Below are 14778 nucleotides of genomic sequence, written 5' to 3'. Positions count from 1 at the left end.
TCAACCATCCAAGAAATCTTCTATGCGCCTTCTACCCACCCTACTTGTATGTGGTTTTTCCATTAGCATTTTCTCGACTAACACTTTCGCATATGCCCCTTTAGATAAATTGCCAGACGGTAGTAGCACAAGTTTAATATTGGAATCACTGAATGGTAATTCAAACGAAATGAAAACTAACAGTGACAGCCTTTACCCACCAGCCAGTACCTTAAAATTAGTCACGGCTTTGGCAGCTAAATTAGAGTTAGGTGATGATTTTCACTACACGACAAGTATTTCCCGTTCGAATAAGGATGTTGTGATCTCATTTAGCGGCGACCCAACACTACAACGAGAACACCTAAAAAGTCTTTTAGCTCAATACGCTAAGTCGCAATCTAAAACCATCGAAGGTAACTTGTATCTCGATAGTTCAGCTTTTACTGGCTATCAGCGAGCCGTTGGTTGGCCTTGGGACATTCTAGGGGTTTGTTACAGCGCGCCTTCGAGTGCGATGACACTGGACAGCAATTGCGCGCAAGCTTCTATTTATACAAAAGATAACGGCAGCACTCGGGTCTATATTCCGGCTCACTACCCGATAGACGTGACAACCTCTGCAGCCACGGTAACTCGCTCTGGGCAGAAGGCAACACAATGCGACTTGGAGCTCATAACGACACCAGATAACGCTTATAAGCTCTCTGGCTGCTTAGTTGAGCGTAAAAAGCCACTGCCACTCAAGTTCGCGATTCAAAATCCAGAACGTTACACCTATCAAGTCGTTACATCGCTTCTCAAAGAACTGAAAATAGAAGTAAAAGGTGATGTATTAGTTAGTAAAAAAAATAAACCTGGCAAGACCACGTTAGTCGCTAGTCACAACTCAGAAAAACTTCCTGAACTACTCGATACCATGCTCAAGAAGTCAGATAATCTTATCGCAGACAACCTAACCAAAACTCTAGGAGAAACATTTTATGTGCAACCGGGTAGTTTCAACAACGGCACTGAAGCGATAAAGCAGATACTACTAACCAAGGCCAATATCGACCTCAGTAAAGCACAATTGGTCGACGGTTCAGGGCTTTCTAGAAATAACCGAATGAGGTCGCAGACGATGGCGCAGGTACTTCGTTATATCTGGGAAAATGATCAGCAGCTCAACTTAATCGAGGCAATGCCTACATCTGGCACTGATGGAACGCTCAAATACCGTCAAAGCATGAGAAAAGCACCGATCCAAGGCAACATTGTTGCAAAGAGCGGATCTTTATATGGCAGTTACAACATGGCGGGATACGGATTAGATAAAACAGGGAATCCAAACTCTCTGTTTGTGCAGTTTGTCCGTGATTACTTCCCTGAAGAACAAGATCCAGACAAGCCAGTAGAAGCGCCAATCACCCAGTTTGAACGTGCTTTCTACAAAGATGTGGTCGAATTCAGTCAAACACAAAGTGAATATCAATAGTGGTTAACTTGTGTAAACGGTTAATTACCCGATAAAAAATGGCGCTGAAGATCTTCAGCGCCATTTTCATTTCTAACATGTATTTTAGCTATTTTTAGAAGCTTTTAAGCGATTCCTAGGAATGAGTTCACGACAGTGAAGTAGATCCACATCCCTGAGATATCCACTATCGAAGCGAGTACTGGACTCACTAACACCGCAGGATCAAGCTTAAATAGCCTAGCAACTATCGGTAACCCGCCTCCGAGTACGGTAGATATGGTCACTTGAATAAACAGCGCTACCGCAATCGCAAGGGCAATCATGTTGATATCATAACCACCTGTCGATTGGTTTTCGCTAAACAGCAAAATACGACCAATCATCACCACTGCAATCGCAAGTGCTAAGCAGATGGCGACTCTAAACTCTTTCCATAGAACGTTGGCCCATTGGCGCTTCTTCAACTCGCCAGTAGCCAAGGCTCTAATCACCAAAGTTGCAGCTTGCGTTCCTGTGTTACCACCCGCAGCAGCGATTACTGGCATATAAATCGCCAGAAGCACCAGTTGGCTAAGGATATCTTCATACTGAGCAATAATAAGCCCAGAGACAATACCTAGCAGTGCTAATGCAATAATCCAACCGATGCGCTGCCTAACGTGGCTCATTACTCCAGTAGAAAGATAGCCCTGCTGAGGTTCAACCTCTGAATAGATCAGCCCTAGTTGGTGAGCTAGATGTCGAGAGCGCTTCTCAAAGCCCTGCTCTTCTAACTCACTAAGTAAAGTCTGAATCGTACTAAGAGAGCATTGCCCCAGTACTAACACCGCATCTTCAAGCGGCATACGGTTCAAAAGGTTAATTTGTTGTTCACGTCCGTACTGTTGAAATGCATTCGATACAGCTTGGATGTCTTGCTCTGAATACAGAGCTTCAATAGATAAAAAAGCGTTGTTCATTACCGTCATGGCGAATCTCCCGATTGGCAAAGGTAACGACCATCAAAACAAATAGCATAGATTTATAGATTTATAGATTTATAGATTTATAGATTTATAGATTTATAGATTTATAGATTTATGCGCACCAAGAGCTTAAAGCTACTGGTGTGTCTACTTGTTAGAATCTAGTGTGTGGAAAAGAATGAGGGGGAAAAACAAAGATACCCTACCTGAACGGCAGGACAATAGATCAATACCGAGACAGGTTATTCTTCTCCATTCAAACTAGGAGGATGGTCGGTATTGTTCATAAAAATCTCCAGAATTACTGTCAATTTGACAGCGCGCATAGTGTAGCAATAGGCGTTTCAAAGTTTCGTCAATTTTAAGTCAATAAAAAAGGCATCCGTGGATGCCTTTGATTTCAATTATTGATATGCATTATTACTTAATAGTAATACGAGCAAACTTACGCTTACCTACTTGGTAAACCGCAGTACCTGCTTCAGGTACGAATTTGCTGTCTTCAATCTTCTCGCCTTCAAGCTTAGCCGCGCCTTGCTTGATCATACGCATCGCATCAGAAGTCGAGTTTACTAGACCCGCTTCTTTTAGAACGTTCGCAATTGGTAGACCTGCTTCGAATTCAAATTCAGGCATTTCATCAGGAACTTGGTTCTTAGCAAAACGGTTAACAAATTCTTGCTCAGCGGCTTCAGCATCTGCTTCACTGTGGAAACGCGCGATGATCTCTTTAGCAAGAAGCACTTTAACGTCACGCGGGTTCTTACCTGCATCAACGCCAGCTTTCAGTTCCGCAACTTCTTCAAGAGGACGGAAAGACAGTAGTTCGTAGTAACTCCACATTAGATCGTCAGAGATAGACATGATCTTACCAAACATCTCGCTTGGTGCTTCGCTGATACCGATGTAGTTGTGCGCAGACTTAGACATCTTCTTCACGCCGTCTAGACCAACAAGTAGTGGCATCATTAGTACCGCTTGTGGTTTTTGACCGGCAGCTTTTTGCAGTTCACGACCCATTAGCAGGTTAAACTTCTGGTCAGTACCGCCAAGCTCAACGTCGCTCTCTAGTGCAACAGAGTCGTGACCTTGTAGAAGTGGGTACATGAATTCGTGGATTGCAATCGGTTGACCACCAGCGTAACGCTTTTTGAAGTCATCACGCTCAAGCATACGAGCAACAGTTTGGTTAGAAGCAAGACGAATCATGCCTTCAGCACCAAGCTCAGATAGCCACTCAGAGTTGAAACGAATTTGCGTTTTCGCAGGATCTAGAATCTTGAATACTTGCTCTTTGTAAGTTTCAGCATTCTTCAATACGTCTTCACGGCTTAGCGGTGGACGGGTTGAGTTCTTACCTGATGGGTCACCAACCATTGCAGTGAAATCACCGATAAGGAATGTCACTTCATGACCAAGCTCTTGGAAAGCACGAAGCTTGTTAAAGATAACCGTATGGCCTAGGTGGATATCTGGAGCTGTTGGATCAGCACCCAGTTTAATGCGTAAAGGACGACCTTCTTTTAATTTAGCAATGAGTTCGTCTTCTGGAATCAGTTCTTCTACGCCACGTTTGATCTCGGCTAGTGCAGCTTCAATACTCGCCATTCTTGTTCACTCCCACAGATTTGGCAAAAATATAATAATTAGACATCTTACTTGAATAGCGATGTATTTTGAAACCAGTTACACTATTCCGTCGTCGATTTTCATAATATTTACAGAACGAACCGGAACATGTTGTCTATTTTTGCACGCCTTCCTATTTTGCACCGGGCTTTTATCGCATTTTTTAGTGCCGTAATTTTCGTCGCGATTTTCTTACTCCCCGACGTCAACAGTTTACGTGACGATACGGGCGCTTTAGTGGTGGGGAAACATTACCCACTGACTATCAATACATCCGCGCTTATGGGCTCAAGTGATGCGCCACCAACAGCTGTGCTCAATTGGGAAAAATATACCGTTCGTTCTGGCGAAAGCACTTCTGTTCTATTCGAACGTATTGGCCTCTCATACCGCTTGCTGATCACCCTACTTAATACCAACAATGATATTAAGAAGCAGCTGTCTAACCTAAGACCTGGTGATGTATTGCAGTTTGGCTTTGATGAAAACAACGACCTTATTCAGCTAAAACGACAGCTTAGTGCGTTTGAAAGCTTTAAGATCACTAAGTCTGGCGATTCGTTTTCCTCTAGTTTCGACAAGAAAGAGGTTGCCTACCAATACAATTATGCCGAAGCCGACATCACCTCGAATTTCTGGAACGCTGGCGTAAGCGCAGGTTTAACCGCAAACCAAATTATGGAACTGGCGGGCATCTTCGGTTGGGATATCGACTTTGCGTTAGATATTCGTAAGAATGACAGCTTCAAAATCTTATACCAAGAAAAAGTAGTTGAAGGTGAAGTGGTTGGTCGCGGTAAGATCATAGCAGCCGTATTCAAAAACCAAGGTGATTCATTTACCGCGGTATTAGATGATAAGAGCGGCAACTACTTCGATGAAAATGGTCGTGCAATGAAGAAAGCGTTCTTGCGCTCTCCTATTGATTTTCGTCGTGTAACATCGAACTTTAACCCTAACAGAAAACACCCAGTAACTGGTAAGGTTCGCGCTCACCGCGGCACTGACTACGCAGCCCCTGTTGGCACGCCTATCTGGGCTGCCGGTGACGGTATCGTTCAGAAGTCGGGTTACAACCAATTCAATGGTAACTACGTGTTCATACGCCACAGCAACACCTACATCACCAAGTACCTGCACATGAAGCGACGTATGGTGAAAACTGGTCAGCGCGTAAAACAAGGCCAAACCATTGGTACTTTGGGTGGTACGGGCCGAGTGACTGGCCCACACTTACACTATGAATTCTTGGTCAATGGCGTACATAAGAATGCGCGTACCGTGAAATTGCCTCAATCTAAGTCGTTAACCGGTAAGGCAAAAGCAACATTTATTGCGAACTCGGAGATTCGATTGAATAACCTAGAGCGATACGGCCAGTTACTAGCAACTAATTAGGCTACTAGTGACTAATTAGATTAATAACCATATAAACCAACGAAAAGAGCGCCCACCAAGGCGCTCTTTTTTATGTTCATCGAACCACTGTATCGACTATTCTTCTGGCTTCTTGTCTCGCCCTAGCATCAATAGGCAAGGCGTCAGTACCAAAGTTAGGACTGTCGCGAATGCTAAGCCTCCCGCAATTGCGGTAGCGAGTTGCGACCACCACTGCGTGCTCGGAGCACCGAATTCTATCTTTTGATTAATCAGGTCGATGTTCATCTCTAACACCATCGGCATCAAACCTAAAATAGTAGTGACAGTAGTCAGCATTACAGGTCTTAAACGTTGAACTCCGGTTCTTAGAATCGCATCTCGCTTATCCAAGCCTCTTTTAATCAACTGGTTATAGGTATCGATCAGCACAATGTTGTTGTTCACCACTATACCTGCCAGTGCAATCACTCCAATACCAGACATCACGATGCCAAACGGACGCTGGAAGATAAGCAAACCAACAAATACACCTACCGTCGAAAACAACACCGCACTAAGAATCAAAAACGCTTGATAGAAGCTATTAAACTGAGTAATCAGAATCAAAGCCATCACCGCCAGAGCAACCAAGAAAGCACTTTGTAAGAAAGCAGAAGAGTTTTCTTGTTCTTCATTTTGACCACGAATACGAAACTCGACACTACTTGGTAGACCCAACTCACTCAACGCTTGCTCGATCTTTGGCAACTCGAGAGCAAGGTTATAGCCCTCTTCCATATCACCCATGATGTTCACTACACGCTTACCATCAAGACGTTTGATCGTGTCTTGCTTATGGTCAGGGACTATCTGCGCAAAATTGGTGATCGGCACTAAGCCTGCAGGCGTTTTAACTCTCAGTTGGTCGAAGCGCCCGATATCTCTTTTATCATTAGGGTAACGCACCAAGATATCGACCTCTTCTGAAGAATCATCAGGCAGGTAATCACCAATCTTGAGACCATTGGTAACAAATTGAACGGTATTACCCACCAAAGTCGCATCAGCTGCAAAACGAGCGGCATCGTCGCGGCGAATATCCACCTTCCAATCGATGCCGTCTTTGCTTGCTGTATCGCTGATATTAGTCAGCGCTTGATTACCATCCGCCCAATGTCTCACAATTTTTGCGGCCTGATTCAGTTGCTCTGGCGTTCTTGCCGACAGCTCTATCACTAAATCATTCTCAACCGGAGGCCCTGCATCTGGAAACTTATATTCAATCTCAACACCAGCGTATTGATCGGTTTGTACCTTCAACTCATCAATGATCGCTTTAACACTGCGGCGGTATTGCCAATCAACAGGCGTAATCGAGATCAAACCAATCTGGTCGTCACCACCAGTGCGCGTATAAACGGTATCAAACTCATCATGGTTGAGCATCATCAGCTCAATATCACGCATGATGCCATCCTTTTCTTGGATAGAGAGATCACCATGTGAGCGGACTTTGACATTAAAGAATGGCGGATCAACCTCAGGGAAGAATTCAGCCCCAAGACCAGCTTTGGAGTAAGTAAATCCAACCGCAACCGCGAGCAGTATCGCACTACAAAGAATCTTAAAGGGGTGCTTAATCGCAATCGACAGTGTGTGGTAATACGCCTTAGTTAAGCCGGTGGCTTGTGAAAAGTCACCATTATGCAGTGCGACCATTCGAGCTTGGCTTTTAGACGATACGTATTGAGGTTTGCCAATCAAGCCGCCTAATACGGGCACAAATAACAGCGCCATGATCAATGAAGCAGTTAAAGTAGCGATAAGGGTTAACGGCAAATACTTCATGAATTCGCCCGTCACATCCGGCCAAAACAATAACGGAGCAAATGCCGCCAAGGTTGTCGCAGTAGACGCTGTTATCGGCCATGCCATACGTTTAGCTGCATCCCGGTAAGCGGCTTTACGTCCTTCACCTTCTTGCATTCGCCTGTCTGCAAATTCGGTCACCACAATCGCGCCATCGACCAACATACCAACCGCCATGATCAAAGAGAACAGCACTACAATGTTGACGGTTAAACCGAATACAGACAGCACTAGTAGCCCGGTAAGGAATGATCCAGGAATTGAAATTCCGACCAATAGCGCGGTTCGGACACCAAGAATGGCGATGATAACGATCACCACTAAAATGATGGCGGATAGAATGTTGTTTTGCAGATCATTGAGCATGATCTTCACATCTTTGGATTCATCCCAAGTGTACTTAACCAATAAGTTATTTGGCCATTCGGCTTGCTGTTGAGCGCCAGCCATTACGGCTTTCACTAACTCAACCGTTTCAATGATGTTTTCACCTGCGCGCTTCTTAATGTCCAAGACAACCGCGGATTTACCATCTAAGCGAGCAAAGCTTTCAGGATCTCGAAACGCTCGACGAACCGTGGCCACATCACCAAAGGTCACGACCTGCTTACCATCCACTTTAATTGGTAGCTCAAGCACGTCTTTTAGAGAGTTAAACACCGAAGGAACTTTAACCGAGAAACGACCATAGCCAGTATCGACAAAGCCTGCAGCAACCACTCGATTGTTTAACGCAATCAGGTTATAGATATCGGCTTGATCTAGGCTGTAGCTTTCCATTAAAAGAGGATCAACAATGATTTCAACAATATCTTCCCTGTCACCCGCTATATCGACCTCTAATATCTGACGATAACTTTCGAGTTTATCTCCCAGCTCTCGAGCAATTTGTACGATAGTACGTTCTGGTACAGTTCCAAACAGAACTACAGAAAGTACAGGCTGCTCCGAAGCAAGTGTCACTTCATTTACAACCGGTTCATCACTATCTTCTGGCAGTTTTGGCTTAGCCAGATCAACCGCGTCACGCACATCGGCCATCGCTTTGGTAAGATCGACGCCAACATTAAACTCCAACACAACAGAAGCGTGGCCTTCTGCAGCGGTTGCCGTCATCTCTTTTACGCCTTCAATCGACCTAAGCTCTTGTTCTATTGGGCGTACCAGTAAACGCTCCGCATCGGTTGGCGAGATCCCTTGGTGCCCTACTGAAACGTAGATAATTGGAATGGTGATATCTGGGCTAGATTCTTTGGGTATCGTGATATAGGTAATGATACCGGCGACAATAATTAACGCCAAAAGGGAGAGCATTGTTCGAGCACGAGACAATGCTGCATCAATAATTGAATACATCGATTGTCTCCTACTCTGCGGTTACGTTAGAGAGTTCAGCGCCTTGCTCAACAGCAATCACCGGATCACCATCACGCACAAAACCTTGCCCCACCGTGATGATATCGACACGCTGACCTAACCCCGTCAGCCACACTCCATCTTGCTCAGCTTTCACCAGTTGAATACCGACAAATTTCACGATTGGTGAGTCATCAATTGAAACCAAAGTTTTGACTCCAAGATTGCCCGCCTCATCTAGTGCCAACATGGCAGGTGTCACTTTGATAGCGTCTCTCGTTTCTAGATTGAGGGTTACTTCGGCACTGACACCAGCAGGTAACAGGCCATCGGAGTTATCGATTTCAATCTCAATTGGGAAGGTATTGGTTGAGGCAGAAGAGATTCGAGAAACATAACGTAAACGGCCTTCCGCTTCTTCTCTTCCCAGCAAGCGAACCAAGGTAGACTGATTAACTAACAAATGCTGGATATGACGTTCACTCACATCGGCTTCGATGACCAGAGGATCGAGGTCAATCACGCCCGCGACCGGATCGCCAACCCCAACAAAGTCACCAAGCTCCACCATCAAATCTTGAACCACACCAGAGAACGGGGAAGTAATTACCGTATTCTTTAAAGCCAACTCCGCATTGCGCATCATGGCTTTTGCTTCTGTTAACGAAGCCTCTGCTGTGGTGTAGGCGATTTCGCCTTGCAGCCCTCTTTTCTTCAGTGATTGCGCCGCTTTAAACTCTTTCTGCTTCAAGCGATATAAAGCTGAGGCTCGCTCAAGTTGAATCTCCAAATCACCCTTATCTATCTGGGCAATGGCTTGTCCTGCTTTAACCATATCCCCCTTAACAACATTCAATCTGACAATCTTGCCCGCGACTTCTGCACCTAGACGAGCATGCCTATCGGGCGCCGTTCTTCCATAGAGATCAATCGTTTTAAAGGTCGGTGATGAAGTGAAGGTTTGAAAGGAAACTTTAGCCAACGGAATTTCTGTCGCCTTTTTTTCAGGTGACTCTTCTGCTTGCCCTACGCCTAAACCAAGCCAGATCGACAACAACACGACTAGAGTCAGAGAAACTAGCCACGGCTGCTTAAGTTTCTGAAAAAGTGGTGAGTTAGGAAATAGAGTGGGCATAACAAATCCTTTTGTCCGATGTAACTAAGGTAAGCTAATTGGCTTAACACTGTTATGTGCAACTTCCATATGCACAGAGATAACCTTACCAGACCAAAACCAAACGAAGTTGGACGCTATCGACAGTTTAAAGAATATGCCGTGTACTAAAAATGAAGGAAATACTTTGAAAAATAATAGGTTAAATATCGAGGTAAGTACTGATTTCGATGAAAAAGCCAAGCGGTCGACAGTCAGGTTTAACTTACTACGGCTTTTTGAGGAGTCTATAACACAAAAACGCCGAACATAGGTTCGGCGTTTGCAGTGTTTCTAATATAGCTTTCAGCTTTTTCTGTTCAAGCTATACGCTAAATGAAGCACCACAGCCACATGTTGTTGTAGCGTTCGGGTTGTTCACAAAGAAACGTGCGCCTTCTAGGCCTTCTGTGTAATCAACCATGCCACCCATTAGATATTGTAGGCTCATTGGGTCAACAACTAGCGTTACACCGCTGTTTACAATCGTAGTGTCGCCATCATTTACTTTTTCATCAAATGTGAAGCCGTATTGGAAACCACTACAACCACCACCTGTAATGTATACACGCAGTTTTAGTTCTGGGTTTTCTTCTTCAGCGATTAGCGTTTGTACGCGGGTAGCTGCTGCATCAGAAAAAGACAATGGGATATTTACTTCGCTCACGACAACCTCTCTTATCTGTGTCAAAAACAACATGATACAAATCTAATTCGAGACCATAGTTGTTGAGTATTTTCTTATATTCTACTGATTATCTAATACCTGACTGAAACGTTCAAGTATTCACCACCGGATCGCCTCTTTTAGTGCAGTAAAGTAGTCAATATCGAGCAATTAAAACGTGTAACCACACAAAACAACCAGATTCGGGCGATTATATCAGCGAAAGCATTCCTAGTTGGATTATGGATAGGTACAATGCGTGCCAATTGGTCCGACAGTCAAAAGAGGATATATCAATGACCAAATCAGCAGAGCTGTACGAAAAAGCACAGCAAACTATTCCTGGTGGCGTAAACTCTCCAGTTCGTGCATTCAATGGTGTAGGTGGTTCTCCAATCTTCGTTGAACGCGCTGATGGCCCACTTATTTTTGATGCTGATGGTAAAGCGTATATCGATTACGTTGGCTCTTGGGGTCCAATGATCCTTGGTCACAACCACGTTGTCATTCGTGATGCTGTTATTGCAGCAGCTCAACGTGGCCTTAGCTTCGGCGCTCCAACCGAAACTGAAATCAAAATGGCTGAACTTGTCTCTGAGATGGTTCCATCAATGGAACAGCTACGTATGGTGAGCTCAGGTACAGAAGCAACAATGAGTGCAATTCGTCTAGCTCGTGGCTTCACTGGTCGTGACAAAATTCTTAAGTTTGAAGGCTGCTACCACGGTCACGCAGACAGCCTACTTGTAAAAGCAGGTTCTGGCGCACTGACTTTAGGTCAGCCAAGCTCACCAGGCGTACCGGCTGATTTTGCGAAACTAACGCTAACAGCAACCTTCAACAATCTAGATTCAGTACGTGAAATCTTCGCAGCAAATAAAGGCGAGATCGCTTGTATCATCGTTGAGCCAGTCGCGGGCAACATGAACTGTATCCCTCCTGTAGAAGGCTTCCACGAAGGTCTACGTGAAATCTGTGACCAAGAAGGTGCATTGCTAATCTTTGATGAAGTAATGACAGGTTTCCGCGTTGCTGAAGGTTGTGCTCAGGCTTACTACAACATCAAGCCAGATCTAACGTGCCTTGGTAAAGTAATCGGCGGCGGCATGCCAGTGGGTGCTTTCGGTGGTCGCAAAGAAGTGATGCAATACATCGCACCTACAGGCCCAGTTTACCAAGCGGGTACTCTTTCAGGTAACCCTGTTGCAATGGCTGCTGGCTACGCGTGTTTGAACCTTCTAAGAGAAGAAGGCAACGAAAAGCGTCTAGCTTCAAAAACTAAGCAATTAGCAAATGGCTTCAAGCAACTTGCTGACAAACACGGCATCCCAATGCTAGTTCACCAAGTTGGTGGTATGTTTGGTTTCTTCTTTACAGATCAAGAAACTGTGACGTGCTACGAAGATGTAACTAAGTGTGATGTAGAACGCTTCAAGCGCTTCTTCCACCTAATGTTAGATCACGGTGTTTACCTTGCACCTTCAGCATTTGAAGCAAGCTTTACTTCTCTTGCTCACGGTTCAAAAGAACTTGATGCAACACTAGAAGCCGCAGACCGCTCTCTTGCGATCATTGCAGCTGAAAGCAAATAATCGAAAGCACTTTATAAGTCGCTAACTGATTGAATTTAGGGCTGCATTAGGTGCGGCCCTTTTTTGTACGCCACGTTCATCAACTGTGAATATGGCAGCTTGCCTATCAGCCAACTAAGACCAAAATTGAACTAAAAACACCTAACGTTCCCAAAAAAGAAAAACCAACAGCATCAAGGTACCTAGGAACATTCTGAACCAAGGGATCTCTTTTTTTGTTTGCTGTTCTTCATCTTGGCATTTCTTATCTTTATTACAGCATCCCATTATCAAAACTCCTCATTGCTAACTCTCTGTTTTGCAGCCATTATAAACTTAGAACGCAAATATAGAGACCATTACCGTGTCAGAAAAAATTAGAATCAATTCCAGTCACTGGGTGATCATCATAGCCTTACTTGCGGCTGCTTATGCTTGTTACCTGCTTATCGAGCCGTACGTTAATTCAATTGTGATGGCTTTCATCATTTCACTGTTGATGTTCCCGATCCACGAGTGGCTTGAAAAGAAGATTCCGAATAAAGAAAACATCGTCTCTCTGCTGTCTTGTGTCATCCTGACTTTCATTATTGTGATTCCTTTATTAGCAGTGTTCGCAGCGATTGTGCAGCAAGGTTCTCTGTTCTCTCAGAACACTTACCAATGGGTGACACACGGCGGTATTCAGACTCTGTTTGAGCACCCTATCGTTGTTAAAGCACTGTCGTTCGTAAATAACTACCTGCCTTTTGATAACATTGAACCTAAAGCCATCGCACAGAAAGTTGGCGAATTCGCGACAAGTTTTGGTTCTAAGTTGGTTGGGATCAGTGCGAAAATCTTAGGTGATGCGACCAATTTCTTAATGGACTTCTTCTTGATGCTGTTCGTTTTGTTCTTCTTATTAAGAGATCACGACAAAATCATTAGTGTGGTGCGTCATATTCTTCCGCTATCTCGTAGCCAAGAAGACAAGCTTCTAACAGAGATAGAGCAAGTATCTAAATCAGCAGTAATGGGCTCATTCTTAACGGCCATCGCGCAAGGCTTTGCGGGTGGTTTAGGTATGTGGATTGCTGGTTTCCCTGGGTTGTTCTGGGGAACCATGATGGGCTTTGCCTCTTTCATCCCAGTCGTGGGAACAGCTCTCATTTGGATCCCTGCTGCGACATACTTGTTCCTAACAGGCGATACCACTTGGGCGATTTTCCTAACGGTTTACTGTGTAGCAATTGTTGGTTCAATTGATAACCTGCTACGTCCGTTGTTGATGCAAGGCAGTGCAGGCATGAATACCCTAATGATCTTCTTCTCACTGTTAGGTGGTATTCAACTGTTTGGCCTAATTGGTCTTATCTATGGCCCACTAATCTTTGCGATTACCATTGTCCTATTCAACATCTACGATGAAGAGTTTAAAGACTTTTTAAACCAGCAAGACAAGAGTTAATCAACAGCTCAGCAACTTGGTTGCCGAACGAGTATTAAACACTTCAAGCTTTGGTCGGATTATGCGAAAATCCGCCCTCATTTTTTGCTAACGATTCAACAGAGTATCCTATGTCAGCTTATATTGCCCCAAGCCAGATTGCTCAACGCCAACTCGCCTACTTTGAAGGCAAACATGTTTTAGTTGCAGGTGAGGCAGAAGACTTGTTCCCTGTTGAGTTAGCGAAACATTGTGAATCTGTCTCTGTATTTACGTCTAATTACAGCTACTACCGTCAATTGGAAGGCTGTAACACCATCCAACGTTTTTACGGTGCTGAGTTTACTGAAGAGACCAAAGCAGACTTAGTGATGCTGTATTGGCCAAAGGCCAAGGCAGAAGCAGAATTTTTGTTAGCGATGTTATTTGCCAAGCTAGGCAAAGATACCGAAATCGTCGTGGTTGGTGAGAACCGCTCAGGCGTGAAGAGCATCGAGAAGATGTTTACTCCTTACGGCAAAGTCGTTAAATACGATTCAGCACGTCGCTGCTCTTTCTACTGGGGTCAATGCTTCGAGCAACCACAAGCATTCAACCTACAAGACTGGTTTAAGACCTACACGGTTAACATTGATGAACAACCTCTGACGGTAAAAAGCCTTCCTGGCGTCTTCAGTCACGGTCAATTCGATGTCGGCAGCCAACTTCTGCTTGATACTCTGCCAAAACTAAAAGGCAAAGTACTGGACTTTGGTTGTGGTGCAGGCGTATTAGGCGCGGTAATGGCATCTCGTAACCCTGATATCGAACTAGAAATGTGCGACATCAGTGCATTTGCCGTGGCATCCAGCCAAGCAACCCTAGAAGCGAACGGTTTAACGGGTAAAGTCTTCGCTTCAGATGTCTATTCTGATACTGCAGAAGACTACCAGTTCATCATCAGTAATCCACCATTCCACTCAGGTTTGGATACTAGCTACAGTGCGACTGAGACCTTACTTGCTCAGGCTCCTAAGCATTTGAAACGTTCTGGTGAGATGATTATTGTTGCGAACAGTTTCTTAAAATACATTCCAATTATTGAACAAGCGTTTGGAAAATGCGCGACTCTAAATAAGACCACTAAATTCGCGATTTATCACGCAAGCAAATAGCCTACCTAACACAGCGCAGGGTCATTATCTGCGCTGTCTGTTCATATTTTTGTCAAAACTCTATAAAAATGAGCTTTTGCACACGCTTTAAATACCACTTACTTGTCAAAGTAAAAAAACTCGTTAATTTCGTTAAATTGGAACCCGTTAATTCTATTCTCTGTACTTGTTTTCGCCCCTTTTAGCAG

General features: G+C 44.4%; 10 protein-coding genes. 5 read left to right on the top strand and 5 right to left on the bottom strand.

Features of this window, described 5'->3' with window-relative positions; translation table 11 throughout:
- Positions 1 to 22: 22 nt before the first annotated feature.
- Positions 23 to 1456, top strand: a complete 1434-nt coding sequence (dacB, locus tag QQ041_RS13970; protein WP_285954259.1) for a serine-type D-Ala-D-Ala carboxypeptidase — start codon at positions 23 to 25, stop codon at positions 1454 to 1456.
- Positions 1457 to 1560: 104 nt separating this feature from the next.
- Here dacB and QQ041_RS13965 read toward each other — a convergent pair whose 3' ends face one another.
- Positions 1561 to 2406, bottom strand: coding sequence for a magnesium transporter (locus QQ041_RS13965; RefSeq protein ID WP_285954258.1), 846 nt, complete (start codon positions 2404 to 2406; stop codon positions 1561 to 1563).
- Between the two features lie 417 nt (positions 2407 to 2823).
- On the bottom strand, positions 2824 to 4011 hold the full coding sequence (gene tyrS, locus QQ041_RS13960) for a tyrosine--tRNA ligase (RefSeq protein ID WP_017059402.1): 1188 nt from the start codon (positions 4009 to 4011) through the stop codon (positions 2824 to 2826).
- Positions 4012 to 4140: 129 nt separating this feature from the next.
- On the opposite strand from tyrS, the gene QQ041_RS13955 reads away from it, so the two are divergent.
- The gene (locus tag QQ041_RS13955; RefSeq protein WP_285954257.1) at positions 4141 to 5430 is read left to right on the top strand and encodes a peptidoglycan DD-metalloendopeptidase family protein; all 1290 of its coding nucleotides are present in this window, start codon (positions 4141 to 4143) and stop codon (positions 5428 to 5430) included.
- A gap of 96 nt (positions 5431 to 5526) precedes the next feature.
- On the opposite strand, the gene QQ041_RS13950 is transcribed toward QQ041_RS13955, so the two are convergent.
- From QQ041_RS13950 to erpA, 3 genes are all read right to left on the bottom strand, one after another.
- Positions 5527 to 8616 carry an efflux RND transporter permease subunit gene (locus QQ041_RS13950; RefSeq protein WP_285954256.1) on the bottom strand — a complete coding sequence of 1030 codons (3090 nt, stop codon included), beginning with the start codon at positions 8614 to 8616 and terminating at the stop codon, positions 5527 to 5529.
- Positions 8617 to 8626: 10 nt separating this feature from the next.
- Complete coding sequence (locus tag QQ041_RS13945; protein ID WP_285954255.1) at positions 8627 to 9751, bottom strand: efflux RND transporter periplasmic adaptor subunit; 1125 nt, start codon at positions 9749 to 9751, stop codon at positions 8627 to 8629.
- 343 nt (positions 9752 to 10094) lie between these two features.
- A complete protein-coding gene (erpA, locus tag QQ041_RS13940; RefSeq protein WP_004734539.1) occupies positions 10095 to 10436 on the bottom strand; it encodes an iron-sulfur cluster insertion protein ErpA in 342 nt (113 codons plus the stop codon).
- 296 nt (positions 10437 to 10732) lie between these two features.
- Here erpA and hemL point away from each other — a divergent pair, with 296 nt between their 5' ends.
- From hemL to rsmC, 3 genes are all read left to right on the top strand, one after another.
- On the top strand, positions 10733 to 12028 hold the full coding sequence (hemL, locus tag QQ041_RS13935; RefSeq protein ID WP_146490649.1) for a glutamate-1-semialdehyde 2,1-aminomutase: 1296 nt from the start codon (positions 10733 to 10735) through the stop codon (positions 12026 to 12028).
- A gap of 343 nt (positions 12029 to 12371) precedes the next feature.
- Complete coding sequence (locus tag QQ041_RS13930; RefSeq protein ID WP_285954254.1) at positions 12372 to 13457, top strand: AI-2E family transporter; 1086 nt, start codon at positions 12372 to 12374, stop codon at positions 13455 to 13457.
- 110 nt (positions 13458 to 13567) lie between these two features.
- Entirely contained in the window at positions 13568 to 14590 is a 1023-nt protein-coding gene (gene rsmC / locus QQ041_RS13925; protein WP_146490648.1) for a 16S rRNA (guanine(1207)-N(2))-methyltransferase RsmC, read from the top strand.
- Positions 14591 to 14778: the final 188 nt, after the last annotated feature.

This window comes from Vibrio sp. TMPB1044 (genome assembly GCF_030442075.1).
GTDB lineage: Bacteria > Pseudomonadota > Gammaproteobacteria > Enterobacterales > Vibrionaceae > Vibrio > Vibrio satsumensis.
The sequence above is the reverse complement of the archived record's forward strand: the minus strand, read 5'-3'. Positions and strand labels throughout refer to the sequence as shown.